Source organism: Polyangiaceae bacterium, assembly GCA_020633205.1.
In the GTDB taxonomy this organism is placed as follows: domain Bacteria; phylum Myxococcota_A; class Polyangia; order Polyangiales; family Polyangiaceae; genus JAHBVY01.
This window is the reverse complement of record JACKEB010000024.1, coordinates 1-25,009: the sequence shown is the minus strand read 5'-3', so window position 1 is coordinate 25,009 and position 25,009 is coordinate 1. Positions and strand designations below refer to the sequence as shown.

The window sequence follows — 25,009 nt, the reverse complement described above, 5'->3', positions numbered from 1 at the left end:
AACGGTCAGTCGCCCTCATTCAAGAGGCGAAGAGAGCGTCCAGGGCGACTTGACTCATGCAGCAGCACGTCGAGGAACTCCCCGATCTCGCGCGCGGAGGCGTAGTCGGGCGGAATCGCCAGATCCTGTCGCTCCATGCGTTTGCCGTCGGCGCCTATCTGCAACACCCGCCAGGTGTCGCCGTGGCGCTCGACGACGAGATGATAGAGCCCATAAGCGTCGAATCGAAAGCGCACTCCGCAGCAGATGCTCCGCGGGGCCGGGGCGTCAAGAGGCGCTCAGGCGACGAGTGCTCGACTGTAGTCGAGGCGTCGCGACCACCGACGAGCGTTGACTCACCGGAGGCTTCGGCGCAGCGTTAGGCCATGAGCGTACACATCCTCGGTGGGTACCAGAGTGACTTCGCGAGGAACCTTGCCCGTTCGGAGCAGGGCATCGACGTGCTGGCCCGTGAGTGTGTGGAAGGCGCGTTGGGTGACGCCGGACTCGAACCCGCCGATGTGCAATGTATCCATGTGGGAAATGCCTTCGGTGAGCTGTTCCTCGGACAAGCACAGCTCGGCGGCCTACCGGCGACGGTGCTTCCCGGCCTCTGGGGAGTCCCCGCGATGCGCCACGAGGCCGCGTGCGCTTCGGGAAGCATGGCGGTGTTGGGCGCCATGGCGGACATCGAGGCAGGCCGGTATGAGGTCGCGCTGGTACTAGGCATCGAGCAGGAGCGCAATGTCCCGGGAGACCTTGCGACCCAACACCTCGGTGCGGCAGCCTACGTCGGCCACGAGGCGACTGAGTGTCGCTACATCTGGCCGCACCTCTTCGATCGAGTCGCGGAGGAGTACGAACGGCGTCACGGCCTCGACCACACTCACCTAGCCCAAATCGCCCGCAAGAACTTCGAGAACGCGCGCAAGAACCCGCTCGCGCAGACTCGGCGCTGGCAACTCGACGAGCGCCACTTCTCCGACGATGACGAAGTGAACCCGGTCGTCGAAGGGCGGCTCCGACGCCATGACTGTAGCCAGCTCACGGACGGGGCTGCGTGTGTGGTGCTAGCCTCCGAGGCGTTCGCGCGGTCGCGGCGGGCCAACGCTCAGCAGCCGCAGATCCTTGGCTGGGGACACCGCACGGCGGGGCTCTCGCTGGAGCAAAAGCTCGAGCGTAGTCGTGAGTCGTCCCATGTCTTTCCCCATGCGCGTCAGGCCGCTCTCGATGCACTCCAGCGCGCGGGACTTGGTTCCGTGCGGGAACTCGACGGAATCGAGACCCACGATTGCTTCAGCATCACGGAATACGTCGCTATCGATCACTTTGGCATCACCGAACCCGGCCAGAGCTACCGCGCGATCGAGTCCGGCGAGCTCTTGTTGTCTGGCGCCCTCCCGATGAACCCGAGCGGTGGGTTGATGGGCTTGGGTCACCCGGTGGGTGCAACCGGCGTGCGCATGCTCTGGGACGCGGCGCGGCAAGTCGTCGGTCGAGCGGGCGACAATCAGGTGGAAGGCGCGACCCGTTTCGCGACCTTCAACATCGGAGGAAGCTGCACTACCGTCGCGAGCTTCGTCGTTGGAATTTGAGGAACAGCAAGTGGATATCCAAGTCATCAAACGCCACACGAGTCACCTGCCTCAGGATGACGACCACCCGTATCGTCAGGGGGCGTGGACCCCGAACCTGGTGGAGTACGACGCGCTCGACCTCGAGGTGCTGGAGGGCGAGCTGCCGAAAGACTTGAACGGTGTCTACCTGCGCAACACCGAGAACCCGTTGTTTCCCGCGTTGGAGCGCTACCATCCATTCGACGGCGACGGGATGCTGCACGCGGTGCATTTCCACGATGGGAAAGCTGACTACAGGAACCGCCTGATCCCGACCCGTGGCCTGGCCGAGGAGCAAGCCGCCGGGGAGACGCTGTTCGCAGGCATTCTCGAGCACCCAGGCATGAGCAAGCGCCCGGGTTGGGGAGCGCGCCAGGGCATGAAGGACGCGAGCAGCACGGACGTCGTCGTCCACGCGGGGCGTGCGCTGAGCACCTTCTATCAATGTGGTGATGCCTACGCTTGCGATCCGGTGACCCTCGAGCCACTGGGCGCGGAGACCTGGAAGGGAAATTTCCCCGCGGAATGGGGTGTGTCAGCTCACACCAAGGTGGATGAGGTCGCACGAGAGCTGTTGTTCTTCAGCTACTCGAAGCACGCGCCATATCTCCGCTACGGGGTGGTCGATGCGTCGAATGAGGTCGTCCACCACACGGATATCCCGCTACCTGGGCCTCGGCTCCCTCACGATTTGGCGTTCACGGAGAACTACGTGATCGTGAATGACTTTCCGCTTTTTTGGGATCCGAAGCTGCTTGCTCAAGGCATCCATCATCCCCGGCTGTTCAGCGAGCTACCCACGCGGTTTGGCGTACTTCCCCGCAGAGCGGCAGGCACCGAGGTGCGCTGGTTCGAAGCCCCACCCACCTACGCACTCCACTTCGCAAACGCCTACGAGGATGGCGATGAGATAGTGTTGGACGGTTACCCGCAGGAGGACCCGGCGCCCCGTCGCCAGGCGGACGACGGTCCGTACTCGATGCTGATGCGCTACATCGATTTGCACACGCTGCGCACTCACCTCACGCGCTGGCGCTTCAACCTGCGCACAGGGGAGACCACGACGCAGCGCCTGGACCAGCGAATCGCCGAGTTTCCCATGATCAACGGGCGCTACGGCGGTCGCCCGTATCGCTTCGTGTATGCGATGACGAGCAAGCCCGGTTGGTTCTTGTTCAATGGACTGCTCAAGCACGATCTCGAAACCGGTGAGAGTCAGTCCTACTCGTTTCCTGAGGGAACCTACGCTAGTGAGTCACCGTTCGCGCCGAAAAGCGCCCACGGGGCGGACGAAGACGCGGGCTACATCGTGACGCTGGTCACCGACACCACGCACGATCGCAGTGAATGCCAAGTCTTCGACGCCAAGCGGATAGCCAACGGCCCAATCGCGCGTCTGCGTCTACCCGAGCGGATCAGCAGCGGCACCCACTCGTTCTTCGTGCCCGCCTGGGACCTCTAGCAGGATGCTTCAGCATCCTGCGTGCTAGAGGCCGACCCAGCCGGAGATGTAGAAGAAGTAGAGCCCTCCGAGTGCCCACAGCGGGAAGGTGACGAAGCTCGAGTGGCCGCCGTCGATCTTCAGGTGGTTGTACTCCCACAGGCCACGCTCGAAGAACAGGCTCATGATGCGGCCATAGAGGTACTCCGTGGCGAAGCCGACGACGGAGAACAGCAGCATCAGCTTGATGTAGCTTGGGTGCTCAGTACCCAAGACGATCAGCACGCCGAGTATCGGTCCGCAAAACAGCGAGAAGCGCCAGACTGCGAAGCGCCCCCGGTCCGCCTTGCGCAGGAACGCGAAGGGCCAGAGCAAGAGCCCAAGCGCCCCGCCGATCAGGCTCAACGTGAGCGGCGCCGTCGCCTCGAGCAGCGGGGCGCCCCTGGGTGCTTCAGCCCCGAACATCGTCGCGGTGGCGTGAAACAAGAACGCACCGACGGCCCACGGAAAGAAGTTGAGCTCGCTGGTGTAGCCGCGGAGCAAGGAGCGATAGCTGTAGGTCCAGATCGGAACCTGAAAGAACAGCCGCCAAGCGACCGACACGATCAGCTCCCCAACGACACCCAACATCCCCGTCCACAGGAACAACCAGAGGTAGCGTCGATCGTAGACGGCGATCAGGCCGAGGAAGCCCGCCGGGACCCAGCCCATGAGCAAATAAAATTTACGCACGGAAAAGCGCTGGCTCAGTATCTCCTCCTGAAACCAGCGCGCGCCGATCGCCGACAAACCGACGATGTAAAGGTTGGACCAGATCCCAAATGTCACCAGCGGCAAGAGCCGCGGGTGAATCACGTCCGCGAAAGGGATCAGATCGAGTGCCGCCAACCGAATCAGCCTGCGGGCTTCGTGAACTTGAACACGAAGCGATCGCTGGTTCCGCGCTTGTCGGCTGAAGCGGAGGGCGCGTCGTTCCAGTCGAGCGTATCCTTGGGGTTGCGCAGGAACTGCCCTTCCGACTCGAGCTCGAAGCCTGCGGCCTCGATCTCCTGCTTGACCAGGTCCTCCTCGACGCGGTGGAGCGTCTTGACGTCCTTGCTGCCACGACCGGGAGCCGCGCTGTGGTCCACGATGGCGAAGACACCTCCCGGCTTCAACGCCTTGAAGATCGCAGCGTTCATCTTCGCGCGGTCGATCTCCATCCAGTACGTATCGTGATAGAAGAGCACCAGGAAGACGGCATCCAGGTTCTTCGCCTCCTTGGGGAGCGGATCGTCGAACTCGCGATCGACTCGAACGACCGGTTTCATCACTGGCTTCGCGAGACGCTCGCTCCACGGCTTCTCCGCGAACTTTTCGAGCACGAACTTGGGGTTCTGCGCGAAGACTTTGCCCTTCTTGCCGACGCGCCGTGCAAGCAGCTCCGCGGTGTACCCCGTGCCGGCGCCGAGCTCGGCGACCTTCATGCCGGGTGCGATTCCGAAGAACGCTAGGAGCTCTCCTGGGTGACGACCAGCGTCTAGCTCCCGATCTTTCGGATCGCGGTCCTCAGCATCCAGCAGCTTCTGAATATCCTCGGGGATCTCCACAGCGACCGCCTGGGGGCGCGGCGGACCTGCCGGTTCCGGCTCGGCGGTGACTTCCGGGGCGGGCGGCGGTTCCGGAGTAGCGGTCTCCGTCGCAGGCGGCGGTTCAGGCGCCGTCGGAGGCGGGGCTGCCTCCGAGCACGCGAGCAACGCGAAGGTGGTGAGCAGTGATAGGCATCGTGACGAGCTCAGCATGCACGAGGCGTAGTGAAGTTGCTCGGCCGCCGCAATGGCCAGCGCTGCTCGTGCCGAGGCAGTTTGGCGACTGTTGCGCAATCGAACACGCTGAGTTGCAGAGGACGTTTTGCCGGATCCCATAGATTTCATGGGGCATGCTGCGCCCATGCGAAGTCTGCTCATCCCGGCGCTTTTGGCCGTCCTTCACAGCGGGTGCACTCCCAACAAGTGCGCAGAGGCACCGCCTCCAGTGCCGCCCACCCTCGACGAGCCCAGTGCAGAACCGACGCCTACTCCTGCGGCGGAACCGGCAGAGGCGTCGTCCCCGCCTGCGCCGAGTCGCTTCGACGCGCGCTTGTCGCTGTATGAGTATCCCTATCCCGTGAAGTTCGCGGATCTGAAGGCCCAAGGGCGTCCGGTTCAGATGGCCTATATGGACGTACCAGCCGTCGCGGACAAGCCAGCCAAGCTCCCTGTGCTGTTACTTCACGGAAAGAACTTCAGCGGCGCGTACTGGGCAAGGACTGTGGATGCTCTGACCAAGGCTGGACATCGCGTCTTGGTGCCCGACCAGATCGGATTCGGCAAGTCGAGCAAGCCGACCGACGTGCAGTACAGCTTTCAGCTGTTGGCCGAGTTGACGCACGAGGTCGTGACCCAGGTAGGGTTGAGCGAGCTCGCCGTCGTTGGACACTCCATGGGCGGCATGCTCGCGACGCGCTACGCATTAATGTTCCCGGAGGAAACAAAGCGGCTGGCGCTCGTGAACCCCATTGGCCTCGAAGATTGGCAGACGGTGGTGCCCTACCGTGACGTGGAAGCCTGGTATCAGCGGGAGCTCGGGTCAACGCCCGAGGGCGTGAAGAAGTACATGCTGAATGCCTACTTCGCAGGGCAATGGAAGCCGGAGTACGATCCGTTGTTGGAGATCCAGGCTGGCTGGGCAACGGGACCAGACAAGGCGACTACGGCGCGCGTGTCCGCGCTGACGTACGACATGATCTTCACTCAGCCCGTGGTGCAGGACTTTCCGCGGATCCGGCAGCCGACCCTACTCATCATCGGCCAGCGGGATCGCACTGCGCTCGGCAAGGACGCCGTCTCGCCGGAGGTCGCTCAGAAGTTGGGCGACTATCCCGCCTTGGGGCGCCTCGCCAAGCAGCGCATCCCCGGGGCGAAGCTGGTCGAGCTCAAGGGCGTTGGGCACGTCCCTCAGTTCGAGGCCTTCGACAGCTACATCAAGGCGCTCACCGAGTTTTTCGAGTGATTGGGTGCGACGAATTCCGGCGTTGCGGTGAACAACCCGCTCCGCGCTAAAGTTTCGCGCTTCGCGCCCGTATCCGGAGTGTGACCTACGAGCCGAACGAGACCTCCGACGAGGCTATTTGGGTGACCTTTCGCCTGCATGGCCAATTGTACGCGATGCCCGCGGACCGCATCGGCGAGATGCTGCTGCTCCCAAGGACGCTTCCGGTGCCGACTCAGCCCCCGTGGATTCGCGGTGTCACTCGAGTGCGTGAAGACGTAGTCCTCGTCGCCGAAGCGCGGCGCCAGTTTGGGCTTCAGGCGCTCAGCGAGGAGACCAACGCGTTGGTTGATCTGCTCACCACGCGGGAGCAAGACCACAGAAACTGGTTGGATGCGTTGGAGAAGTCAGTCCGCGAAGGCACGCGCTTCGCGCTCGCGACCGACCCCCATCAGTGCGGCTTCGGCAAATGGTACGATAGTTACCGTACGGATAATTTGCTCTTCGCGGCGCACCTGAAACGCTTCGACGAGCCCCACAAGGCCATTCACGCGCTCGCAGCGAAGACCTTGGCGATGGTCACTGATGGCAAGAGGGAAGAGGCGTTGGCGTTGATCCAGGCTGCGCGCGAGACCGAGCTGAACGAGATGATTCAGCTCTTCGAAACCGCAAAGCACCTGGTTCAAGAGTCAACGCGGGAGATCCTGATCGTGCTACGCGGCGCGTCTCCCAAAGCGGGGCTGTGCGTCGACGCGATCGCCCGAGTGGGTGTGATCAATTCAGTGCAAGGCATCGCTCAGTCACCGGCGGGCGGTGGAGTGATCAACAACGTGGCTCAGGTCGGGGACGACGTCGTGATGTTGGTGGACGAGGAGTTCCTCGCAAACAGCTTCAGCTCCATCGGCGTCGCGTTCGAGGCTCAGAGCGCTGCTTAGCCATTGCCGTGCGGTGTGGGGACGACTCCCCCCGATGTGCCCGCCGACTGAGGGCGCCTCGCCCCAAGCCACGACGGCTCTTGCGCGGCGGGCGCTCAAGCTGAGCGTGCATCAGCTTTTTCTCACATAGAAAAGCCTCGCTAACGCTCCGCCCCGGCAAGGCCGGGCGTATACTCGCGTCTCGTCTCCGCGTGAGGATGGAGACAGCAGGAGGCAAGATGCGGCTCGGGCTTACCACGTTTGGCTTATGTGCGGTGATGTGCGTCGCCGGGATGGGATGCGGCGACGATTCTTCGAGCGGAGGCAGCGGAGGCAGCGCCGGTGCAGGCGCCAACGGCGGTTCCGGGAACTCCGGTAACGGCGGCTCTGGTAATGGCGGCTCGGGGAATGTCGGCAACGGCGGCTCTGGAACCGGCAACGTAGGCAACACCTTCACGGGTGGCGGTCCCGACGCTGGAAATCCGGATGGAAATGCGACGGTCCCGGCAGAGGGGCAAGCGGCGGATAGCTCGAACCCGACGAACGTGGTGGGCGACGGCACACCCGCGAGCTGCACCTCGGACGCGTTCATCAGCGCCGTCGAAGCAGGTGGCGTGATCACCTTCAACTGTGGCGACGATCCAATCACCATTCAGACCGATCGCACCGCGAAGATCTTCAACGACGCCTCTGACGACATCGTGATCGACGGAGGTGGCAAGGTGACGCTCAGCGGTGGAGGCACGCACCGCATCCTGTACATGAACACCTGCGACGAAGCGCAGCACTGGACCAGCTCGCACTGCCAAGATCAGGAGACCCCGCGGCTGACCGTGCAGAACATCACGATGGTCGAGGGCAACTCGACGGGCCAACTCGAAGAGGGCGGAGGTGGCGGCGCTATCTTCGTTCGTGGTGGTCAGTTCAAGGTGGTGAACAGCCGCTTCTTCAACAACACCTGCGACAGCACCGGGCCCGACTTGGGTGGCGCTGCGCTTCGAGTGCTGAGTCAGTACCAAGGCAGGCCCGTCTACGTCGTCCACAGCACCTTCGGTGGTGCCGACGGCTATGGGAACATCTGCTCGAACGGAGCCGGCCTCTCCAGCATCGGTGTCTCTTGGACGGTCATCAACAGCCTGTTCACTCACAACAAGGCGATTGGCAATGGGGCGAACCCGGCTCAATCCGGGACGCCTGGTGGAGGCAGCGGTGGCGCCATCTACAACGATGGCAACACCATGACGCTGACGCTCATGGGAACGAAGATCGAGGACAACGACGCGAACGAAGGCGGCGGGGCCATTTTCTTCGTCTCGAACGATCGCAGCGGTCACATGGTCATTCAGGACTCCACCCTGCGGCGTAACCCCAGCGGCAAGTTCGAGACTCAAGGCTTCCCCGGTATTTTCGTGTTGGCCGCCGAGGATCCCCAAGTCACGAACTCCACGATCGAGTAAAAGCAGCGGGCACATGACCCGCAGCGACACCATCGAGCTCCTCACCACCTACTATCAGCGCTTCAACGCCGCCGACTGGGCTGGCTTCCTCGACCTCTTGAGCGATGACGTGATTCACGACATCAATCAGGGGGGGAGGGAGCGCGGTAGGGCGGTGTTCGGCGCCTTCATGCAACGTATGGAGCGTTGCTACCGTGAGGAAATAAAGAGCATCGTCATTCTAGCCGACGACTCCGGGAAGCGCGCGGCGGTTGAGTTCGTCGTTCACGGTACGTACCTCAACACCGATGAAGGCCTGCCTGAGGCCACTGGGCAAACCTACGTACTGCCTGGCGGCGCGTTCTTCGAGATCGAAGCGGGCAAGGTGAAGCGGGTCACCAACTACTACAACCTCGAGGAGTGGCTGCGGCAGATCGGAGCGCCCACGTGAGCGATCTGGTTGTTCGCTCCTACGTTGGGGGCGCTGCCATGCGGGAAGCCCGAGATGCGCTGGCAGCGCTGCGCGTCTCCGTGTTCCGCGATTTTCCCTACTTGTACGAGGGCAGCCTGAGCTACGAGCTCGAGTACCTCGAGGTGTACTTTCGCTCCCAGGGGGCCTTCTCCGCGGTCGTTTGGCAGGGGGAGGAAGCCGTGGGGGCGACCACGATGCTGCCGCTCACCGACGCGGAGGCCGAGGCGCAAGAGCCCTTCCTCGAAGCCGGCTATGAGCGCGCGGAGCTCGCCTACTTCGGCGAGTCCGTGCTGCTGCGAGCGTTTCGTGGTCGCGGCTTGGGGGTGAAGTTCTTCGAACTGCGTGAGGCGCACGCGCGGTCGCTGGGGCTCAAGCTGGCGACGTTTTGCGCCGTCGACCGCCCTACAGACCATCCAGCGCGCCCCGCAGACTACGTGCCAAACGATAGCTTTTGGCAGCACCGGGGCTACCGCAAGGTGCCTGAGCTTCAAGCGAGCTTCAGCTGGCCCGACGTCGGAGAGACGGAGTCGACGTCGAAGAGCATGACCTTCTGGCTAAGAGAGTTGTAATCCGTGCGGAAATATTGCTCTAGCTTTACCCTCGGTGTTTTTCTCGCAGGGGCGCTGTGCGTTGCTTGCTCTGCCGCTCGGCCTGAACCGAGCGCCACACCCAGCGCAAGCACGTCTGAGCCCGTGAGTGCCCCGAGTCTTGCTGTGACCAGCGGGACCACGGACAGCCCAGCGCCAAGCGTCGCTCCTCCCCCCCAAAAAAAACCGGAGCCGGCCGCCCCTGAAGTTGCCCAGAAGGAGCTCGGGGTCGTTGAGCACTCCCTGGACAAGCCGGTCATCTCGCTTGCTCTCGGCAAGCCTCGGGTTGCCGCGCTGGTGAGTGAAGGCGAGCAGGTCACCCCGTGGCTCTTCGAGAACGGCAAGTGGCGCGCGATCGCGATCCCCGAGCGGCTCAAGGTGACCGCGTCTGATCTGAAAACCGCGCGGATATATTTTGGGCGCGACGACAAGCCGCGCATCATGGGAGCGCGGGAGGTAGAAGGTCAGGTGCGCCAGCTCTACCTACGCTACCGCGGTGGTGAGTGGAAGGTAGAGAAGGCCGAGATCGCGCGGCTCGCGAATGATCCGCCCGCTGCGATGTGGGGCTTGCTCGGACATGCGGATCCCGAGGTCGTCTGCAAGCACGGGGACCAGTGCATCATCAAGCGGCTCACTGGTTGGAAGACGATGGATGCCGGACAGAAGATGCCCCGCGTCGACCTCTCAGGAAAAGAGGCCTTCGCCCTGTATGACGACTCCGTTGCGATCCTGGACGGCCTCGCGTGGCGAGAGCTTGCGAAGGTCGAGGCACCGCGGGGGATGTGGGGCAACGCTGAAGAGTTCTGGATTAGCTCTGCAGCCAAGGCACCCAAGGTGTTTCACGGCAAAGCGGGCAAGCTCGATACGTTTCCGTCGCCCGTTTCCGCGCCCGGCGGCATGTGGGGCACTGGTCCCGCGGATGTTTGGCTTGCGGGGGCCGAAGGGCTCGCGCACTACGCGGGCGACGCGTGGGTTCGCGCCGCGGGGGTCACCGGGCCGCTCTCGGAGGTGTTTGGCCGGGATGGGGAAGTCTGGGCCGCCGGTGAGAGCGGTGTTTGGCTCGTCAAGCCTGCTTCGTCGTCTTGAGCAGTGACGCGAGCAGCGGGTCGACGAGGGCGCGTCCCTTGAGCTCGCCGAGCCATTCCTCGGGGATCTGCGCGTCCCCGTAGAGCACACCGGCGACTCCACCGGCGATGCACGCGGTGGTGTCGGTGTCCTCGCCCAGGGCGATCGCGCCGCGCACGACGTCCTCGTAGCTCGCCTCCGTCGCCAGCAAGTGCCGGGCCGCGCGCAGGGAATCCACGACATAGCCCGAACCGCGGATGGCTGCGTCTTCTTCCGGGCGGATATGAAATTCGAGTTCTTGCAGGTGCGGACTGTCCGCTGGGTAGAGTGCCCGCAGCTTGCTGATGGCGGCGGAGAACGCGGCCTCGCTTGGAACTCCGTTTAGCAACCCCCGCGCCCACAAGCAGTAGATCGCGCAGCAGACCTGGGACCGCGGGTGGGGGTGCGTGATGATCGACTGAGCTTGGGCATCGACCGCGAGCTGCGTGTCGTTGCCCTGGTGCCACAGCGCCAGCGGCAGGCAGCGCATGAGTGAGCCGTTGCCGTTGCCGCGCTCGTCGTTGCGCCCAGCTTCACTGAGCGGGACACCACGCCGAATCGCGTTGAGCGCACCAGACGTCTGCACCCCGACGTCGAACACCACGCCGTCCGGGGTCAGGTACGCGTCGTGATACCAGCGCACGCAGCGATCAGCGAAGTCGTTCAGCTCGAGGCGTCCCTGCTCGAGCAAGGAAACCAAGAGGCACAACGCCTGAGCGCCATCGTCGCTCCAAGTGCCTGGTGGCACGCCCTGATGCGCGCGCCGGAACGTCTCACCGCCTGGCAGTGTCGCCGGCGGGTTCATTGCGAGGGCGCTCTTCGGGGGGAGCTCCGACGCGGGATGAAACTCGTAGGGCACACCCAAGGCGTCTCCAACCAGGAGGCCGTAGATCCCGCCTCGCAGGCGCGCAGCTCGATCGATGCCAGTCACCTCACGAGCATACGTCGAGGTCACGCAGCTGTCGGGGTCAGTTCCACCACTGCTCGCAGTGGCCGGCCTTGCCGAGCGCGATGTGCCGTGGACGATCCCGGGTGTTGGGCCAGTTCACGAACAGCGACGCGCGGTCCTTGCGCCGGCAAATGCGGATCTTCTGGGTCGTGCCCTTCTTCATGCGGATCACGACGCTCGCGTACTTGCCGATTTGCGACGCACGGAACCAATCTTGCGTGTTCTTGCCGAGGTTCGTGTCGTCGTCGAAGCCGACGAAATCGCCTTCACACTTGATGCTGACCCACTCCCGCCAGACCTGCATGCGGCAGTTGTCGGGGTGCGAGTTCGCGCCTTGGGTGTTCACGAGCGGCGCGTTTGACCACTCGGCGACGCTTGGCGGGTTCGAGCGTCCGGTGGGGATGGGTGGAACCCCGTCCAGCCACTGATTGGTGTCTGTCTGGTCGAAGGCGGGCGCTTGCGCGACGGGTTGCGGCGCGGGCTGAACCGGAGGTGGCTGGGGCGCCGGGGCAGGCTGGGGCGCTGGTTGCTGAACGGGCGCTGGTTGCTGAACCGGTTGTTGCACGGGTTGCTGAACAGGGGCTGGCTGTTGAACCGGTTGCTGCACCGGGGTGGGCTGCTGCACCGGCACTTGTGCTTGGGCGATTGGCGCCTGCTCATTGCCTTGCGGAACCGGAACTTCCGGTTGGGCGGGAGTCGGCGCTTGCTCCTTGTTCTTGCACGCTAGGAGCGCGAGGAGCAGGAGCCCCAAGGCTGCAGGTCGCGATTGGCGAGCACGGGAGACAGGAGTCTTCATCGTGTCCAAGGATACGCCCAGCCGTCAGCTTCGAGAATCGGCCGATTCGCCGGGATGTGAGCTTTTTCCTAGAGTTCCAGACCTAGGCCGGGGGACCTATGTCGCTCTCCCCCACCAGCGCCCGTGGAGTAGCCAAGGCCCGCCCGGTTCGCGGGTACCATACCCCGGAGCTATGAACGGGACGCGCGCTGCAGGCTTGGTCGTTGGGGTGGGGATCGCCATCGGGTTCTTGTGGTTCGTCCTGCGTGGCGGACCCCCTGCGAGCCAGACTGATGCAAGTCAGGTGAAGGCCAGCGCTCACGCAACGTCCAGTTCGAGCGCCCCACGCGCCACCCTGGGCCCTCGAGCCAGCGTTGAGCCATCCGCTTCCGCTCCGCGCAAGCGCGGCGGGCGCGAGCGACGCGATGAGATGCGTCGACGCATCTATGAGGCATTTAAGCAAGCGCCACCGCCCGAGGCGCCGGCGCCCAAGCCGGCCAAGGCTGCGACAGCTCCCGCGCCTGCTGCCCCTCAGTCGGCGAAACCCAGGGGTACCTTGCCCAAAGGGTACATCCAAAAGCGTATCCGTGAGGATTTCATCCCCTTGGCCAAAGAGTGCTACGAGGCGGCGCTCGAGCGGGACCCCGACCTCGGAGGCAAGCTCACCGTGAACTTCGAAATCGTGGGCGATGAGTCCGTGGGAGGCATCGTCGAGTCTGCGGAGCTCGCGGAAGACAGCGAGATCCAAGATGAAGAGTTCATGTACTGCATGCGCGAGTCGATGCTCAGCATGACCTTCGAACCCCCGAAAGGCGGAGGTTCAGTCGGTGTGACCTATCCCTTCCTGTTCTCGAACGAAGATGGCGATTCTGAAGGGCCATCACGTTGAGCGAGCTGGTTGCCAAAGCAACATTGCGTTCCCGTGATAAAACGTCCGCGAGCCGATTTGGCTATTCTGGGCTGCGATTCGGGCACTGGCACCCTGGCCGGTGTGCCAAGTGCATGGTCCCCAAAGGGGACGAGCCGAACTATCGATTGTGAAGCTGCCACCTTTCTCGGATGATGCGCCGCGAGGAACCTGTATGCGTCGAATTATCCCTGTCATCGTTTTCAGCTTGGCTCTCCCCCTGGGTTGCGGCGGTTCGCCTCCGCCCGAGGCTCCCGAAGCCCCCGAGGCTCCCGAAGCCGCTCCCTCGGACATGGAGCCGGAGCCGCCCGAGTCGGTCGAGCCAGCCGCGGAAACGCCCGAAGAGCCGCCGGCGCCCGCCAAGTGGGCGGACATGAACATGGACCAGAAGAAGGCCCACATGATGAAGGTCGTCATGCCCACCATGGGCAAGGTCTTCAAGGACTACGACGCCAAGAAGTACGGCGAGTTCAGCTGCGTGACCTGCCACGGCCCCGAAGCCAAGGAAGGCAAGTTCGAGATGCCGAGCCCCGCGCTCCCCAAGCTCCCAGCGAAGGGCGACTTCGCCGCGCTCTCGAAGAAGCATCCGAAGGTCATGGAGTTCATGGGCAAGCAAGTCGTGCCCGAGATGGCCAAGACCCTCGACATGGAGCCCTACAACCCGGAGACCCAGTCGGGCTTCGGTTGTTACGGCTGTCATCAGAGCAAGTAGCTCTCAGCGCGCGTCGCGGAAAGCGGCGAGCCACGACCAGGCGCCGACCCCCGAATGGAGGTCGGCGTCTTGCTTTTGTGCTCGACGGGGGCGCCCGCTCTGCCGCTGGTGACATTTGGTCAACTGAGTTGACTGATCGGTTGGGGGTGAGGTAAGACTGTTTGGTCAACGAAATTGACTAGGGCGCGACGTGCCGCCCGACCAGCTCTCTGGAGGAACCATGCCTGTGATTCAAGCCCCTGAGCGATGCACCCACGAACTCCCGAACGCCCACTTCACCTCGCTGGCGACGCCGTCTCGAGGCACCCAGGAAACAGCGCTGTGGCGGGTGCAAATTCTCCCCAACACAGCTCCCACACCCCACGCCCTCACCCGAGAAGAGCTGTTTTACGTCATCGCGGGTGAAGCGAAGGTCGTCATCGCAGGAGAGACACATTCAGCGAAATCCGGTGACGTGATCGTGATCCCCAAGGACACGCTATTCGCCTTGGACAACGCCGGTAGCTCGACGCTCGAGCTGTTGTGTTGCTTCCCCGTTGGTGGACAAGCCAAGCTCGATGGCAAGACGTTTACACCGCCCTGGGCCGAGTAGGCAGCGCCGGCGCCGCGTAGTAAGAAGCTCGGAGTGTCCAAATCAGCCTCATCGACGAGCTACGGAGATCGCCAGGACGTCCCCATCGCCCGGCTGTGCGCCATGGCGTATCGCTCGTTGATCGACGAGCTGCATCAGCGCCTGGTTGCTCGTGGGTACAAGGACGTGAAGCGGTCCTACGGCTTCGTGCTACTTCCCGCACGGGAAAAGAACAAGACGGTCAACGACGTCGCGCTCGAAATGGGCTTCACGAAGCAGGCCGCCTCGAAGCTCGTCGAAGCCATGAGCGAGTCGGGCTACGTGAAGCTCGTGCAGAACCCTGATGACGCTCGCTCCAAGTTGCTGCGCCTCACGCCCAAGGGTGAGCGCTTGCTAGGCCACGTAGAGAGCATCTATCGCGAGCTCGAAGACGAGTGGGCTCAAGTGCTGGGCGCTAAGCGCTTGGAGGGGCTGCGCGGTGATCTCGAGCGCGTCCTCAGAGCGAGGGGCGAGGGGGCGCTGCCTGGCATTCGGCCCGCCTGGTAGCCCCCCGCTATCGGCTGCCGTACTTCATGAGCTCCATGCGTGCGATGAGCCCGCGGTGCACGGCGTCCGGACCATCGGCGATGCGCAGCACACGTCCAATGGCGAACAACGCGGTCAGGGGCACGTCTTCAGACACGCCCGCGCCACCAAATAGTTGAATCGCTTCGTCCGCGACCTGCTGCAGCACGTTGGGGGCCACGACCTTGATCGCGCTGATCTCCGTGAGCGCGCCTAGGGCGCCCACGTCATCTAATTTCCATGCGGCATACAGCGTCAGCAGGCGCGCCTGATCGATCGCGATGCGCAAGTCCGCGATGCGCTCGCGGTTCCCTCCTAGGTTGATCAGCGCTTTGCCGAACGCCTCGCGCTGCATCCCGCGCTCGATCATCAGCTGGAGCGCTCGCTCTGCGGCGCCGATGCAGCGCATGCAGTGGTGGATGCGACCAGGGCCAAGGCGCCCTTGAGCGATCTCGAAGCCGCGCCCGGGACCAGCGATCAAGTTGGCCTTGGGGACGCGCGCGTTCGTGAACCAAATCTCCCCGTGCCCGTAAGGTGCGTCGTACTCGCCGAACACGGGAACCATGCGCTGGATCTCGACCCCGGGGGTGTCTAGGGGCACCAGTACCATGCTGTGACGCGAGTGGCGATGAGCGCCCGAGTCGGTGACGCCCATGAAAATGACGACCCGGCAGTTCGGGTGACCGATGCCGGTCGACCACCACTTCTTGCCGTTCAGGATGACCTCGTCGCCCTCGACGACTGCCGTTGCGGCCATGTTCGTCGCGTCGGAGGACGCGACGTCGGGTTCGGTCATGCAGAACGCCGAACGGATCTCCCCCTTCAGGAGCGGTTCGAGCCATTCGGCCTTTTGCGCTTCGCTGCCGTACTTCGCCAGCACCTCCATGTTCCCAGTGTCTGGCGCGTTGCAGTTGAAGACTTCTGGCGCGAGAAAGCTCCGGCCCATCTCCTCCGCGAGCGGCGCGTACTCCACGTTGGACAACCCTGATTCCTCGGGGAGAAACAGGTTCCACAGGCCCGCTTCCCGCGCCTTACGCTTCAGGACCTCTACCGCGGGCGGTACGCTCCACTTTCGCCAGTCACCGTGGCGCTCGCGATTCTCCAGCAGTTCGCGCTCTATCGGCTCAATCTCGTCCTGCACGAAGCCCTTGATGCGATCCCGGAGCTCGGAGGCCTTGGTGCTCAGCTGGAAGTCCATGCCCGTTTGTCGCATTGGCGGGACCGAGACTCAATCCCGTAGTGTCTTTTGCGGCGAATCCTCAAGCGGGAATCAGTTTATTACCCCACGGCAAAGCTTGCAGTGGGAGCTTCCCTGGGGGACCTCTACTGGCGGATTTCGCTTGCGGCGGTGCGGGGCCGTGAGACACTCAGCACCGAGATGTTGGGGGTCGGACAGGCAAAGGCTGAAACAGCAACCTTCGCTCCACTCTGGGCTGTCACTCTCAGCGCGGGCCCTGTGACCGCTCTGTGCGCGCGTCGCTTGGGGCGCCGATTCGAGGTCGCTGTGGGTACGGCGTCCGGAGAGGTTGCACGCATCTCAGGCGGCGAGGTCGTGAACCGGGGGCAGCGGCACGCGGGCCGAGTGCGCTTCGTTCAGCACGGAACCAACGCAGAAGACACCTCGGTCTACAGTGGGGGGGATGACGGGCGAGTCTTCTCCGACGACCGGCTGCTCTGGAAGCACACCGGCGGCGTTTGTGCCGGTGTGATGACTCCCCACGGCTTGCTGACCAGCGGTGCGGATGCGCGGGCCCGCTTGGGGACTGCAGACCTGAAGAAGCCTGCGTCGAAGAAGTTCGGTTCGCGCCCGCTCACGGCCCTCGCGTTGCTCGAGGACGGAAGGGTCGTCATGGCAGCGACCGGAGGCTGGCTACGTGTGCTCAGCTTGCCCGCGCTGACGGTTGAGCGAGACTTCAGGTTCCAGGCGGCGGGCAGCGTCATTGCCCTCGCGGCGCTCGAGGCCGGAGAGTTCTTCGCGCTGACCCTGCACGGAACCTCATGTTGGGACCTGAGCTTCGAGGAGTGGCAGGCGGAGCGGACAGCGAGCTATCAGGAGCTCCAGAGCAGCATCAACCGTGAGTGGACTGCTTGCGCTGGTGGGGCCGCTGGGTTGATGTATGCGACGGAAGGGGGCGTCGAGTGGGCTGACAAGGGCTTTCTCCCCAGCGAACCTTTGCCAAGCGCTATCGCTGGTGTGGAGCGACAGATCTTCCTCGGCACTCCCCAGGGAGAGGTGCGGGCGTTCGAGTACCAGGGTTAGCCCGACGCGCCAGGTCGGTGCGTTCAATGGCTCGCGCGTAGATCGTGGTGCGTACCGGGGAGCCGGGTAGGCTGTGGCTCTGTGGGACGCTCGAAGCCCGAATTCAGTCAGCTGAGCGGTGGTGTGCGTCTCGGGCGAGGCTTCTACCGGCGTCATGGCTGGGAGTGCGACGCTGGGAGCGGGCGCCAGGAGCCGCGCGGAGTGGTCGACTCTCTCGAGGACCTGCGGCAACCTGCGCTCGCGACGCATAGCGTGCATCCCAGCGTCCGACGTTTCTTCGAGGATACAGCGGGCCTGGAGCTATTCGTGGAGAGCCACTGGCGAGGACCGTTCTTCGTGCTCTGGCTCCTGGTGAGGCCTTTGATGGCCTGGTTTGGTCAGTTCGTGTTGCCGGTGCGTCGCGCTCGGATCCTGACCCGTTGCTTCTGCCTCGACGTGGCGGCAGACGGGCGCAGCGACGTACGTGGCATCGAACGTTACTATGCGGAAACGCAGCAGGCGTTCCAGGTGGCCGCGTATGCCACCTGGGAGCATGCTGGCATTCACTACATGCACGCGAGCTTCCCGATGCCATTTGGCCAGATTGCGGGTCTCTTGCGCCTCGACCCGCTGCTTGCAGACAGTAACGGGCGACTGGGTGTCGCGCTGACTTCCAAACGTCGCCGAGGGCACCCGGAAGATCGCGCACGGGTGTGGGCGTTGATCGGGCGAGTCGCCATTCCATCACCTTTTGGGGAACGGCTGAGCCTGTGGGCGCCCGGCGCGCCGGACTGCAGCGTGCCTGCGAGCCCGCGTTGCCCTGACGCGACGATCTTGGGCTGCCACGAGCAGAGCCTGTTCGGGCTGCGTTTCGTGCGCCACTACTACTGGTTTCGACCGCTCGCAGGATCCCCCGAGCCGAGCTCAGCGCCACGCAGCGTGAGGGGGTAGCTGTCGTGAGCCTCGATGGCGAAGGAGAAGCTGACATTTGCCACGCGGAAACAAATCGGTGCGGTCAAGTCGGCAGAGTCGCCGAGATAGCGCCGTGCGGCTTCTGAGTGCACGCTGCCCGTCATCGGTTCGCAGGCGTCGATGGGGATCCCCAGATCGATCTCCTGGCGCGAGATGCGCTTCTTGAGTGGCTGACTCGACATCGCGCGGTCTTGAGGCACGCAGTACTCGAGGAAGGCGCGGAACGTCGGCCAGCAATCAGCCCAGGGGCCTTCCCATGTGGGTTCTTCTGCCGGGCTGAGCGAGAGCCGAGCGTCGGGGGCAGAGCCCGTCCCCGGATCGAGCTCGACCTGGAGCGCGGTGTCGGCCTGGCGCACTTCTGCCTGCTTCAGCACGTGCATGGGCATGCCTTCAGTGAGCAAGCGCGCGGCCAGCGCAGGCAGCGCGGCGTCGATGGCGTTGGTCAGGAAGTAGATCCCGCGGTAGTCCGTGCGCGGGTCGTAGACATGGACGCGCCAGTTCGTCTGAACGGGGTTGGGCATGAGCTTGCGCAGTGGACCCATGAAGGCGAAGCCGAAATGTCCGTGCTGATACGTGAGGAACGTAAACAGCGCATACTCACCCCCCGATCCCAGGCGTTGAAGCTCTAATCCGTGGGGAACCAAACGTTTGGCGTCGCTGGCGCGCATCAGGTAATTCACGTAGACCACGTTGGTGATCTCGCTGCGCATCTCCGCCTCCGGCAGTGGCTCGAGCAGCGCGCCAAAGAAGCGCGAGTTCGCGAGCCAGTTGGCCACCCACGCTACCGGGCCGCGCCCTGGGTAGCGCCAGCGCGCGAGGCGACCGTGGGGCTCGTCCGGGCGCGCTCGAAGCAGCACGCGCTCCGTCACCAACCCAAGCCACACCTGGAGTAACGCAAAGCCAACGGCGTTCGCCGCGGAAATGAACTGGGGGCTCGGACGCACGCTCTGAGGCAGCACCGGAGAGCTCGCCGCGATACCCATCGCGAGCCAGAGCGGAACGCTCAGCACGCTGAGCAGCCGCGACCAGGTCCCAGCACGCGCGAAGCAGTAGGTCCAGCCGAGCGCTGCGATCGTGTAACAAACGGCGCCCCAGCCCGCGGTGAGGGGAAACAGCTCGCGCTCCAGGGCGAAGTAGGCGACGCGGTCGGTCTGCGCCAGCTCGACACCGCGGGTCACCCACACCGTCTGGGCGTATTGATCGGGAAGCACCGCGAGAAGCGTGAAGAGCAGCACCCACGCCGTTCCCAATTTGGGCAACCAGCGCGTGCGCAACATCGCGATCGCCATCCACAGGTCGATCGCCGCACACAGTTGCCAGGGCAGCCAGCCCAGGCGGAAACGCCAGGGGTGAGCCGCGATGGTCGCGACGCGCACAGCCGAATCTGGCTCGCTTCCGCCGGGGAGCGTGGGCAACAAGAGCGCTGCCATGCTGATCAGCGCGAGGCCATGAATCAGGAAATTGGCCAGCAGCGCCCACTCCAGCGCGCGCTCGCGGCTCGAGTAGCTGGCAGACTTCCCTCCAGGCTGTGGCATCCTTGCCGAGGATAGGCGCCGCGCGCCAGCTGAACAATGAACCCCAACGCCGTGCGCCCTTGGCGAATGGGGACGAGTGCCTTAGGGATAGCCCGCAGCGGTCCGTAGCGCACTGAAGCGGGGGGCGAGACCGTTTCGCGACCTTAGACTATGTCCTCCTCGACCCCCCGTCAGACCCATCGCCCCGCCACCGTGGTGGCGCTGCTCTTCGCGCTCTTCATGGCGGCGATGGAGATGACCGTCGTCTCCACGGCGATGCCGACGGTGGTCGGCGATCTCGGCGGGATCCGGCTCTACTCGTGGGTGTTCACCGCCTACATGCTCGCTGCGACGGTCACGGTGCCGATCTACGGCAAGCTGGCGGATCTCTACGGCCGGAAGCCGATCATCCTGTTTGGTGTCGCGGTGTTCTTGGTTGGCTCCGTCGCGAGTGGCCAGGCGCGTAGCATCGAACAGCTGATCGCGTTTCGAGCGCTTCAAGGCCTGGGCGCCGGCGCCATGCAGCCGATCACGATGACCATCATCGGCGATCTCTTCGACGTCGAGCGGCGCGCCAAGATCCAAGGCCTGTTCGGCGGGGTGTGGGGCGCGGCGGGCATCATCGGGCCGCTGCTCGGCGGCTATATCGTCAGCGCGCTCTCGTGGCGCTGGGTGTTCTACATCAACGTGCTGCCTGGCATCGTCTGCATGGCCGTGTTGGCTTTCGCGTACCATGAATCCGTAGAGAAACGGAAGCGGGTGTTCGACGTCGCGGGGACGCTGGTGCTCACGGCGATCTTGCTGCTGCTCCTGGCTGGTAGCAGCGGCAGCGCCGGCGGCGTGGTGATGCTGGGCATCGCGGGTGTGTTGACCGCGATCTTCATTGGTATCGAGAAGCGGGCAGCGGAGCCGATGTTGCCCATCGACTTGTTCAGTCGCCGTGTGATGGCGGTGGCCACGGTGCTTGGCACCTTGCTCGGCGGCGCGATGATCGCGACGGTCACCTTCGTCCCGCTCCACGTGCAGGCGGTGCTCGGGGGCTCCGCAAAGGAAGCTGGGCGCGCGATCACCCCGATGCTGATCGGTTGGCCGGTGGCCAGCGCAATCAGTGGGCGCCTCTTGGTCAAGGTTGGCTTCCGTCCCTTGATCTTGACCGGGCTCTGCGTGCTGACGGTCACCAGCATCGGGCTCGCGTTGGTCCTCTCCCCCGAGCTCAGCCTCACCTGGATCAGCTTGGCCACGGGCTTGTTCGGCGTCGGCATGGGGCTCGCGAATACCGCGCTCATCATCGCGGTTCAGTCGTCGGTTGCGTGGAAGCAGCGGGGGGTCGCAACCGCGAGCACCATGTTCTTCCGCACCATCGGTGGCACGCTCGCGGTCGGGGCGCTGGGGGCGGTGATCGCCCGTGAGCTGGCGAAGACTCCGGGGGTTCCCGTCGAAGCAGCGAACGCCTTGCTGGGGCCGGAGCATGGCAAGAACTTGGCACCTGAGGTTTTGCACAGCCTCGCCTGGGCGCTCGAAGACGGCCTGCACACCGCGTTCTGGGCGATCGCCGTGCTTGCGGTCATCGCGGCGGTTTCAGGCCTATTTTTCCCGCGTATCGCCGTCGCGGATCACGCGGAAGCCGAGGTGCGTCCGCAGCCGGATCCACGGCCACAGCCAGATCCACAGGCCGCGCTGCCCTCTTCGCCAACTGCGGAGTAAGTTTTAGTAACTGGCGAGCGTGCCGATATGACAAGCTGAGGCTTGTCTCAGTGATCTCGACTACTCCAGCGTCCAAGCTGCCTACTTTTCCGCGAGTCAAAGCCTACATCGACGCTTTGCCGGAAGGCTGGGACTGCTGTCCCACCTATCACGCCAAAGGAGCCTTGTTGCTCCACTGCCTCGAGGTGAAGCCCCTCGCTGAAAGCTCCGAAATGCCGAGCCAGCTCCAGCGGGTGCTCCGGCAGCCGCCGCTGGCTAGCGAGTGGATCAGTGAGGCAACCTACTGCGCGGTGAACCTGGCCATCGCCGACCACTACCACTTGGACGAAACGGGCTTTCGCCAGTTTTACTACGACGTGATGAGCCGGATGGCGACCAGCCGCATCTATCAGCTGCTGTTCGGATTCGTCACCCCGGATACGCTGCTCGGGGCAGCGGCACGCTACTGGGGACGCTTTCACCAGGGCGTCAGTCTCCGTGCGGTGCCTCGGGGAAATGACGGCATCCTGTACACGGTGACCTGGCCTACCGGCTTGGTGCCCGAGCTCGTCGCCCACGGTTACGCGGGTGTCTTTGAGCGCGTCGCGGAGCTCTCCAGGCGCGGCAAGCCTCGCATCGAAATCGTACAGATTGGGGCCAGTGGGGCCGCCTATCGCCTGCATCAGAGCTGAACGGAGTCAGATCTACCGGCCTTTTTTGGGGGAGAGGTGCTCCGTCATGCCCTGCGGCTGCCCCCTGACAGCGTCCTGTCGGGAGAGCCTATGCGAGGTGACATTGGGGCTTTCATAAGCTGCGCTCGGGGGCTACGTACAGCGGCGGAGGCGAGATGTCTGACGCGACTGTTACGTTCTATTCCAACCCCCGCTCACGAGGGCGCACGATCCACTGGATGCTCGAGGAGGTCGAGGCGCCGTACGACGTCAAGCTCCTGCGCTTCGACAAGGGCGAGCACAAGACACCGGAGTTTCTCGCGCTGAACCCCATGGGCAAGCTGCCCACGATCGTGCACCGCGGTGTGGTGGTGACGGAGAGCCCTGCGATCTGCGCCTACTTGGCGGATGCTTTCCCTGCGGCAAAGCTTGCGCCTGCTGTGGACTCGGCGGAGCGCGGCGCCTACTACCGCTGGCTGTTCTTCGGCAATGGCTGCCTCGAGACCGCGATGGTCGACAAGGGCCTGAATCGCCCTGAAGTGGAGCGCAAAGGGGCGCTTGGCTATGGCAGCTTTGGTGACACCATCAACACCCTTGAGCAAGCACTCAGCCAGGGACCGTACTTGCTGGGCGAGCACTTCACCGCGGCGGACGTTTTCATGGGCTCGGCGCTCGGCTGGGGAGCGATGGTTGGTACCATCGAGCCCGGCAAGGTGTTCGGCGCCTACCTGGCGCGCCTGACGGAGCGCCCCGCCTACAAGCGGGCCCAAGAGAAGCTCGCAGAGCTAAGCAAGCAACTCGAAGGCTGACGTGAACCAGGCGGGGGACAGCGCCGCCGAGCTCACTCGGGGCTCGGTGTTTCGCATCGCTTGGCCAATCATCTTGGCCAATGCGGCGGTGCCTCTCCTCGGTATCGCGGACACTGCGGTGATCGGCCATGTTGGCACCACCTCGGCGCTCGGCGCGATCGCCCTCGGGGCGTTGATCTTCAGCTTCGTCTATTGGTCCTTCGGCTTCTTGCGCATGGGCACGACGGGGTTCGTCGCGCAGGCTGACGGCGCCGGTGAGCCGGCGGAGGTGCGAGCGGTGCTCGGGCGCGCGCTGTTGCTCGCAGGGCTGATTGGCGTTGGGTTGTTGCTCCTGCAGTGGCCGATCGCCCAACTGGCGTGGGCGGTATTCAGCGCCAGCCCGGAGGTCGAGGGCGAAGCCGCTCAATACTTTGCCGCGCGGATTTGGGGTGCGCCGGCTGCTCTCGGCACCTTCGCGCTGATGGGTACCTTGATCGGCCTTGGCAAGAGCCGGCAGCTGCTCGTGCTTCAGCTGCTGCTCAACGGCTTGAACATCACCCTCGACGTCACCTTCGCTGGCGTGCTCGGCTGGGGCGTCCGAGGTATTGGGCTCGGCACTGCAGTTGCAGAGTGGGTGACCCTGCTGGCGTCGTTCTGGACCGTGCGCTCCTTGCTCAAGGCCCAACACAGCGACGCTGAAGCTTTCTGGTCCAGGGCGCGCATCCTCGACCGAAGTCGCCTCGCGGAAATGTTCAAGGCGAACGCGGACATCATGCTCCGCACCCTCTTCTTGCTCGGTGGCTTCGCGTGGTTCACCGATCGCAGCGCGAAGTTCGGCGACACGAACCTGGCGGCGAACCACGTGTTGCTCGAGCTCGTGAGCTTTGCTGCCTTCTTTTTGGATGGCTACGCATTCGCGGCAGAGTCGTTGGTGGGGCGCGCGATTGGGGCTCGCTCGCGCCGACGCTTCGACGCCGCTGCGTTGCGTTCGAGCGAGCTAGCGCTCGTTACCTCGTGTGCGCTGGCAGCAGCGTGCTGGCTTGGTGGTGAGCTGGCTGTGCGGTCGTTGACCAACATCGAAGAGGTGCGGCGCACCGCGGCGACCTTGGTCCCCCTTGCGGCGCTCTACATCTTGCTCTCCTTCGCGGCCTTTCAGCTGGACGGCATCTTTGTGGGGGCAACTCGCACCCGGCAGATGCGCAACGCGTCGGTGATTTCCATGTGCGTTTTCGTGGGCTCGAGCTGGCCCATGATGCAGCACTACGGCAACCGCGGCCTATGGTTCGCCTTCATTGGCTATGTCGTCATCCGCGCCGTTTCACTCGGCGCCTACCTTCCGGGCTTGCGCCGCGCAATCGACGATCGAAGCGATTGCTCCGCGGCAAACAGCCTCCTAACCTAGCCTCGCTTTTCCCGGCCCTGCCGGACTTCTTTGGCTGCAGGTCAGCCCGTCACAACACAACAAGGTCATAGGGGTTCCCATGTACAAGCTACATTTCCATCCGTTTTCTCAGCACTCACGCCGCGTCGTCGCGTTGCTCAACGCCGCCGGCATCGAGCATGAGCTCGCCATGGTGGATCTCATCAAGGGTGACAACATGCAGCCGAGCTATCTGGCGCTGAACCCGAACCACAAGGTGCCCACGCTAGAAGACGGCGACTTCAGGCTCTACGAGTCCAACGCGATCTTGCGCTACCTGTGTGACAAGCACGACCTCAGCGACTGGTACCCGAAGGACCTCAAGCAGCGCGCCCTCGTGGATCAGTGGCTCGACTGGAACCAGACGCGCTTGGCAGGCCCCGTCTTCGACGTCGTCTTCAACAAGATGTTCGCCGGCGACAAGGCTGACAAGGCAGCCATCGAGCGTGGCGAGAAGACGCTGGTCGAGCTCGCCAAGATCCTCGACGACGCACTCGCCGGAAAGTCGTTCCTGGTTGGCGACAAGCCCACGATCGCGGACCTCTCCGTGGCGTCGAATGCGACTCAGCTCCAGATCGGTCAGTCGCTCCCAGCGGGCGCGAACATCGGCGCTTGGCTTGGGCGCGTGATGGAGATCGAGGGGTTCCGTAAGGCGATGCCGCAGATGTGAGCTGATGGGCCCGAGC

Annotated in this window: 26 protein-coding genes; 19 read left to right on the top strand and 7 right to left on the bottom strand. The window is 64.1% G+C overall.

Annotated features, from left to right (window positions below; all coding sequences use genetic code 11):
• Nucleotides 1-5: 5 nt before the first annotated feature.
• Nucleotides 6-236 (bottom strand): hypothetical protein, encoded by a 231-nt coding sequence (locus tag H6718_35005; protein ID MCB9590669.1) that lies wholly within the window; start codon nucleotides 234-236, stop codon nucleotides 6-8.
• A gap of 129 nt (nucleotides 237-365) precedes the next feature.
• On the opposite strand from H6718_35005, the gene H6718_35000 reads away from it, so the two are divergent.
• On the top strand, nucleotides 366-1,574 hold the full coding sequence (locus H6718_35000) for a thiolase domain-containing protein (protein MCB9590668.1): 1,209 nt from the start codon (nucleotides 366-368) through the stop codon (nucleotides 1,572-1,574).
• A gap of 10 nt (nucleotides 1,575-1,584) precedes the next feature.
• Nucleotides 1,585-3,057: a carotenoid oxygenase family protein gene (locus H6718_34995; GenBank protein MCB9590667.1), complete on the top strand. Its 1,473-nt coding sequence runs from the start codon at nucleotides 1,585-1,587 to the stop codon at nucleotides 3,055-3,057.
• Between the two features lie 24 nt (nucleotides 3,058-3,081).
• Here H6718_34995 and H6718_34990 read toward each other — a convergent pair whose 3' ends face one another.
• Both H6718_34990 and H6718_34985 read right to left on the bottom strand, forming a co-directional pair.
• Nucleotides 3,082-3,924 (bottom strand): hypothetical protein, encoded by an 843-nt coding sequence (locus H6718_34990; GenBank protein ID MCB9590666.1) that lies wholly within the window; start codon nucleotides 3,922-3,924, stop codon nucleotides 3,082-3,084.
• Nucleotides 3,925-3,929: 5 nt separating this feature from the next.
• A complete protein-coding gene (locus H6718_34985) occupies nucleotides 3,930-4,817 on the bottom strand; it encodes a class I SAM-dependent methyltransferase (protein MCB9590665.1) in 888 nt (295 codons plus the stop codon).
• 148 nt (nucleotides 4,818-4,965) lie between these two features.
• Here H6718_34985 and H6718_34980 point away from each other — a divergent pair, with 148 nt between their 5' ends.
• The 6 genes from H6718_34980 (at nucleotide 4,966) to H6718_34955 (ending at nucleotide 10,540) form a co-directional block, all read left to right on the top strand.
• Nucleotides 4,966-6,066, top strand: coding sequence for an alpha/beta hydrolase (locus H6718_34980; GenBank protein MCB9590664.1), 1,101 nt, complete (start codon nucleotides 4,966-4,968; stop codon nucleotides 6,064-6,066).
• An 80-nt stretch (nucleotides 6,067-6,146) separates the two neighbouring features.
• Complete coding sequence (locus H6718_34975; protein MCB9590663.1) at nucleotides 6,147-6,980, top strand: chemotaxis protein CheW; 834 nt, start codon at nucleotides 6,147-6,149, stop codon at nucleotides 6,978-6,980.
• A 197-nt stretch (nucleotides 6,981-7,177) separates the two neighbouring features.
• Nucleotides 7,178-8,416 (top strand): hypothetical protein, encoded by a 1,239-nt coding sequence (locus H6718_34970; protein ID MCB9590662.1) that lies wholly within the window; start codon nucleotides 7,178-7,180, stop codon nucleotides 8,414-8,416.
• A gap of 13 nt (nucleotides 8,417-8,429) precedes the next feature.
• The gene (locus tag H6718_34965; GenBank protein MCB9590661.1) at nucleotides 8,430-8,846 is read left to right on the top strand and encodes a nuclear transport factor 2 family protein; all 417 of its coding nucleotides are present in this window, start codon (nucleotides 8,430-8,432) and stop codon (nucleotides 8,844-8,846) included.
• Between the two features lie 38 nt (nucleotides 8,847-8,884).
• Nucleotides 8,885-9,436, top strand: coding sequence for a GNAT family N-acetyltransferase (locus tag H6718_34960; protein ID MCB9590660.1), 552 nt, complete (start codon nucleotides 8,885-8,887; stop codon nucleotides 9,434-9,436).
• Between the two features lie 123 nt (nucleotides 9,437-9,559).
• Nucleotides 9,560-10,540, top strand: a complete 981-nt coding sequence (locus H6718_34955; GenBank protein ID MCB9590659.1) for a hypothetical protein — start codon at nucleotides 9,560-9,562, stop codon at nucleotides 10,538-10,540.
• Here the strand turns inward: H6718_34955 and H6718_34950 are convergent.
• Both H6718_34950 and H6718_34945 read right to left on the bottom strand, forming a co-directional pair.
• Nucleotides 10,518-11,480, bottom strand: a complete 963-nt coding sequence (locus H6718_34950; GenBank protein MCB9590658.1) for an ADP-ribosylglycohydrolase family protein — start codon at nucleotides 11,478-11,480, stop codon at nucleotides 10,518-10,520. The two genes, H6718_34955 and H6718_34950, sit on opposite strands and share 23 nt — an antisense overlap.
• Nucleotides 11,481-11,526: 46 nt before the next feature.
• Nucleotides 11,527-12,303, bottom strand: coding sequence for a hypothetical protein (locus H6718_34945; GenBank protein ID MCB9590657.1), 777 nt, complete (start codon nucleotides 12,301-12,303; stop codon nucleotides 11,527-11,529).
• Nucleotides 12,304-12,475: 172 nt separating this feature from the next.
• Here H6718_34945 and H6718_34940 point away from each other — a divergent pair, with 172 nt between their 5' ends.
• From H6718_34940 to H6718_34925, 4 genes are all read left to right on the top strand, one after another.
• On the top strand, nucleotides 12,476-13,171 hold the full coding sequence (locus tag H6718_34940) for an AgmX/PglI C-terminal domain-containing protein (protein MCB9590656.1): 696 nt from the start codon (nucleotides 12,476-12,478) through the stop codon (nucleotides 13,169-13,171).
• Between the two features lie 193 nt (nucleotides 13,172-13,364).
• Nucleotides 13,365-13,901, top strand: a complete 537-nt coding sequence (locus H6718_34935; GenBank protein ID MCB9590655.1) for a hypothetical protein — start codon at nucleotides 13,365-13,367, stop codon at nucleotides 13,899-13,901.
• A gap of 220 nt (nucleotides 13,902-14,121) precedes the next feature.
• Nucleotides 14,122-14,493: a cupin domain-containing protein gene (locus H6718_34930; protein MCB9590654.1), complete on the top strand. Its 372-nt coding sequence runs from the start codon at nucleotides 14,122-14,124 to the stop codon at nucleotides 14,491-14,493.
• Nucleotides 14,494-14,526: 33 nt separating this feature from the next.
• Nucleotides 14,527-15,018 (top strand): winged helix-turn-helix transcriptional regulator, encoded by a 492-nt coding sequence (locus H6718_34925; protein MCB9590653.1) that lies wholly within the window; start codon nucleotides 14,527-14,529, stop codon nucleotides 15,016-15,018.
• A 7-nt stretch (nucleotides 15,019-15,025) separates the two neighbouring features.
• Here the strand turns inward: H6718_34925 and H6718_34920 are convergent, their stop codons facing one another.
• Nucleotides 15,026-16,234, bottom strand: a complete 1,209-nt coding sequence (locus H6718_34920; protein MCB9590652.1) for an acyl-CoA dehydrogenase family protein — start codon at nucleotides 16,232-16,234, stop codon at nucleotides 15,026-15,028.
• A 306-nt stretch (nucleotides 16,235-16,540) separates the two neighbouring features.
• Between H6718_34920 and H6718_34915 the strand changes: the two genes are divergently transcribed.
• Together H6718_34915 and H6718_34910 are read left to right on the top strand one after the other, a co-directional pair.
• A complete protein-coding gene (locus tag H6718_34915; protein ID MCB9590651.1) occupies nucleotides 16,541-17,296 on the top strand; it encodes a hypothetical protein in 756 nt (251 codons plus the stop codon).
• Nucleotides 17,297-17,377: 81 nt separating this feature from the next.
• Nucleotides 17,378-18,226: a hypothetical protein gene (locus H6718_34910; GenBank protein ID MCB9590650.1), complete on the top strand. Its 849-nt coding sequence runs from the start codon at nucleotides 17,378-17,380 to the stop codon at nucleotides 18,224-18,226.
• On the opposite strand, the gene H6718_34905 is transcribed toward H6718_34910, so the two are convergent.
• On the bottom strand, nucleotides 18,160-19,782 hold the full coding sequence (locus H6718_34905; GenBank protein ID MCB9590649.1) for a DUF2071 domain-containing protein: 1,623 nt from the start codon (nucleotides 19,780-19,782) through the stop codon (nucleotides 18,160-18,162). The genes H6718_34910 and H6718_34905 overlap by 67 nt on opposite strands.
• A 150-nt stretch (nucleotides 19,783-19,932) precedes the next feature.
• On the opposite strand from H6718_34905, the gene H6718_34900 reads away from it, so the two are divergent.
• The 5 genes from H6718_34900 (at nucleotide 19,933) to H6718_34880 (ending at nucleotide 24,993) form a co-directional block, all read left to right on the top strand.
• Nucleotides 19,933-21,465 (top strand): MFS transporter, encoded by a 1,533-nt coding sequence (locus H6718_34900; GenBank protein MCB9590648.1) that lies wholly within the window; start codon nucleotides 19,933-19,935, stop codon nucleotides 21,463-21,465.
• 50 nt (nucleotides 21,466-21,515) lie between these two features.
• Nucleotides 21,516-22,136, top strand: a complete 621-nt coding sequence (locus H6718_34895; GenBank protein MCB9590647.1) for a hypothetical protein — start codon at nucleotides 21,516-21,518, stop codon at nucleotides 22,134-22,136.
• 155 nt (nucleotides 22,137-22,291) lie between these two features.
• Nucleotides 22,292-22,924 carry a glutathione S-transferase family protein gene (locus tag H6718_34890; protein ID MCB9590646.1) on the top strand — a complete coding sequence of 211 codons (633 nt, stop codon included), beginning with the start codon at nucleotides 22,292-22,294 and terminating at the stop codon, nucleotides 22,922-22,924.
• Nucleotide 22,925: 1 nt separating this feature from the next.
• The gene (locus H6718_34885) at nucleotides 22,926-24,305 is read left to right on the top strand and encodes an MATE family efflux transporter (protein ID MCB9590645.1); all 1,380 of its coding nucleotides are present in this window, start codon (nucleotides 22,926-22,928) and stop codon (nucleotides 24,303-24,305) included.
• A gap of 79 nt (nucleotides 24,306-24,384) precedes the next feature.
• Complete coding sequence (locus H6718_34880; protein MCB9590644.1) at nucleotides 24,385-24,993, top strand: glutathione S-transferase family protein; 609 nt, start codon at nucleotides 24,385-24,387, stop codon at nucleotides 24,991-24,993.
• The last annotated feature ends 16 nt before the right edge of the window (nucleotides 24,994-25,009 follow it).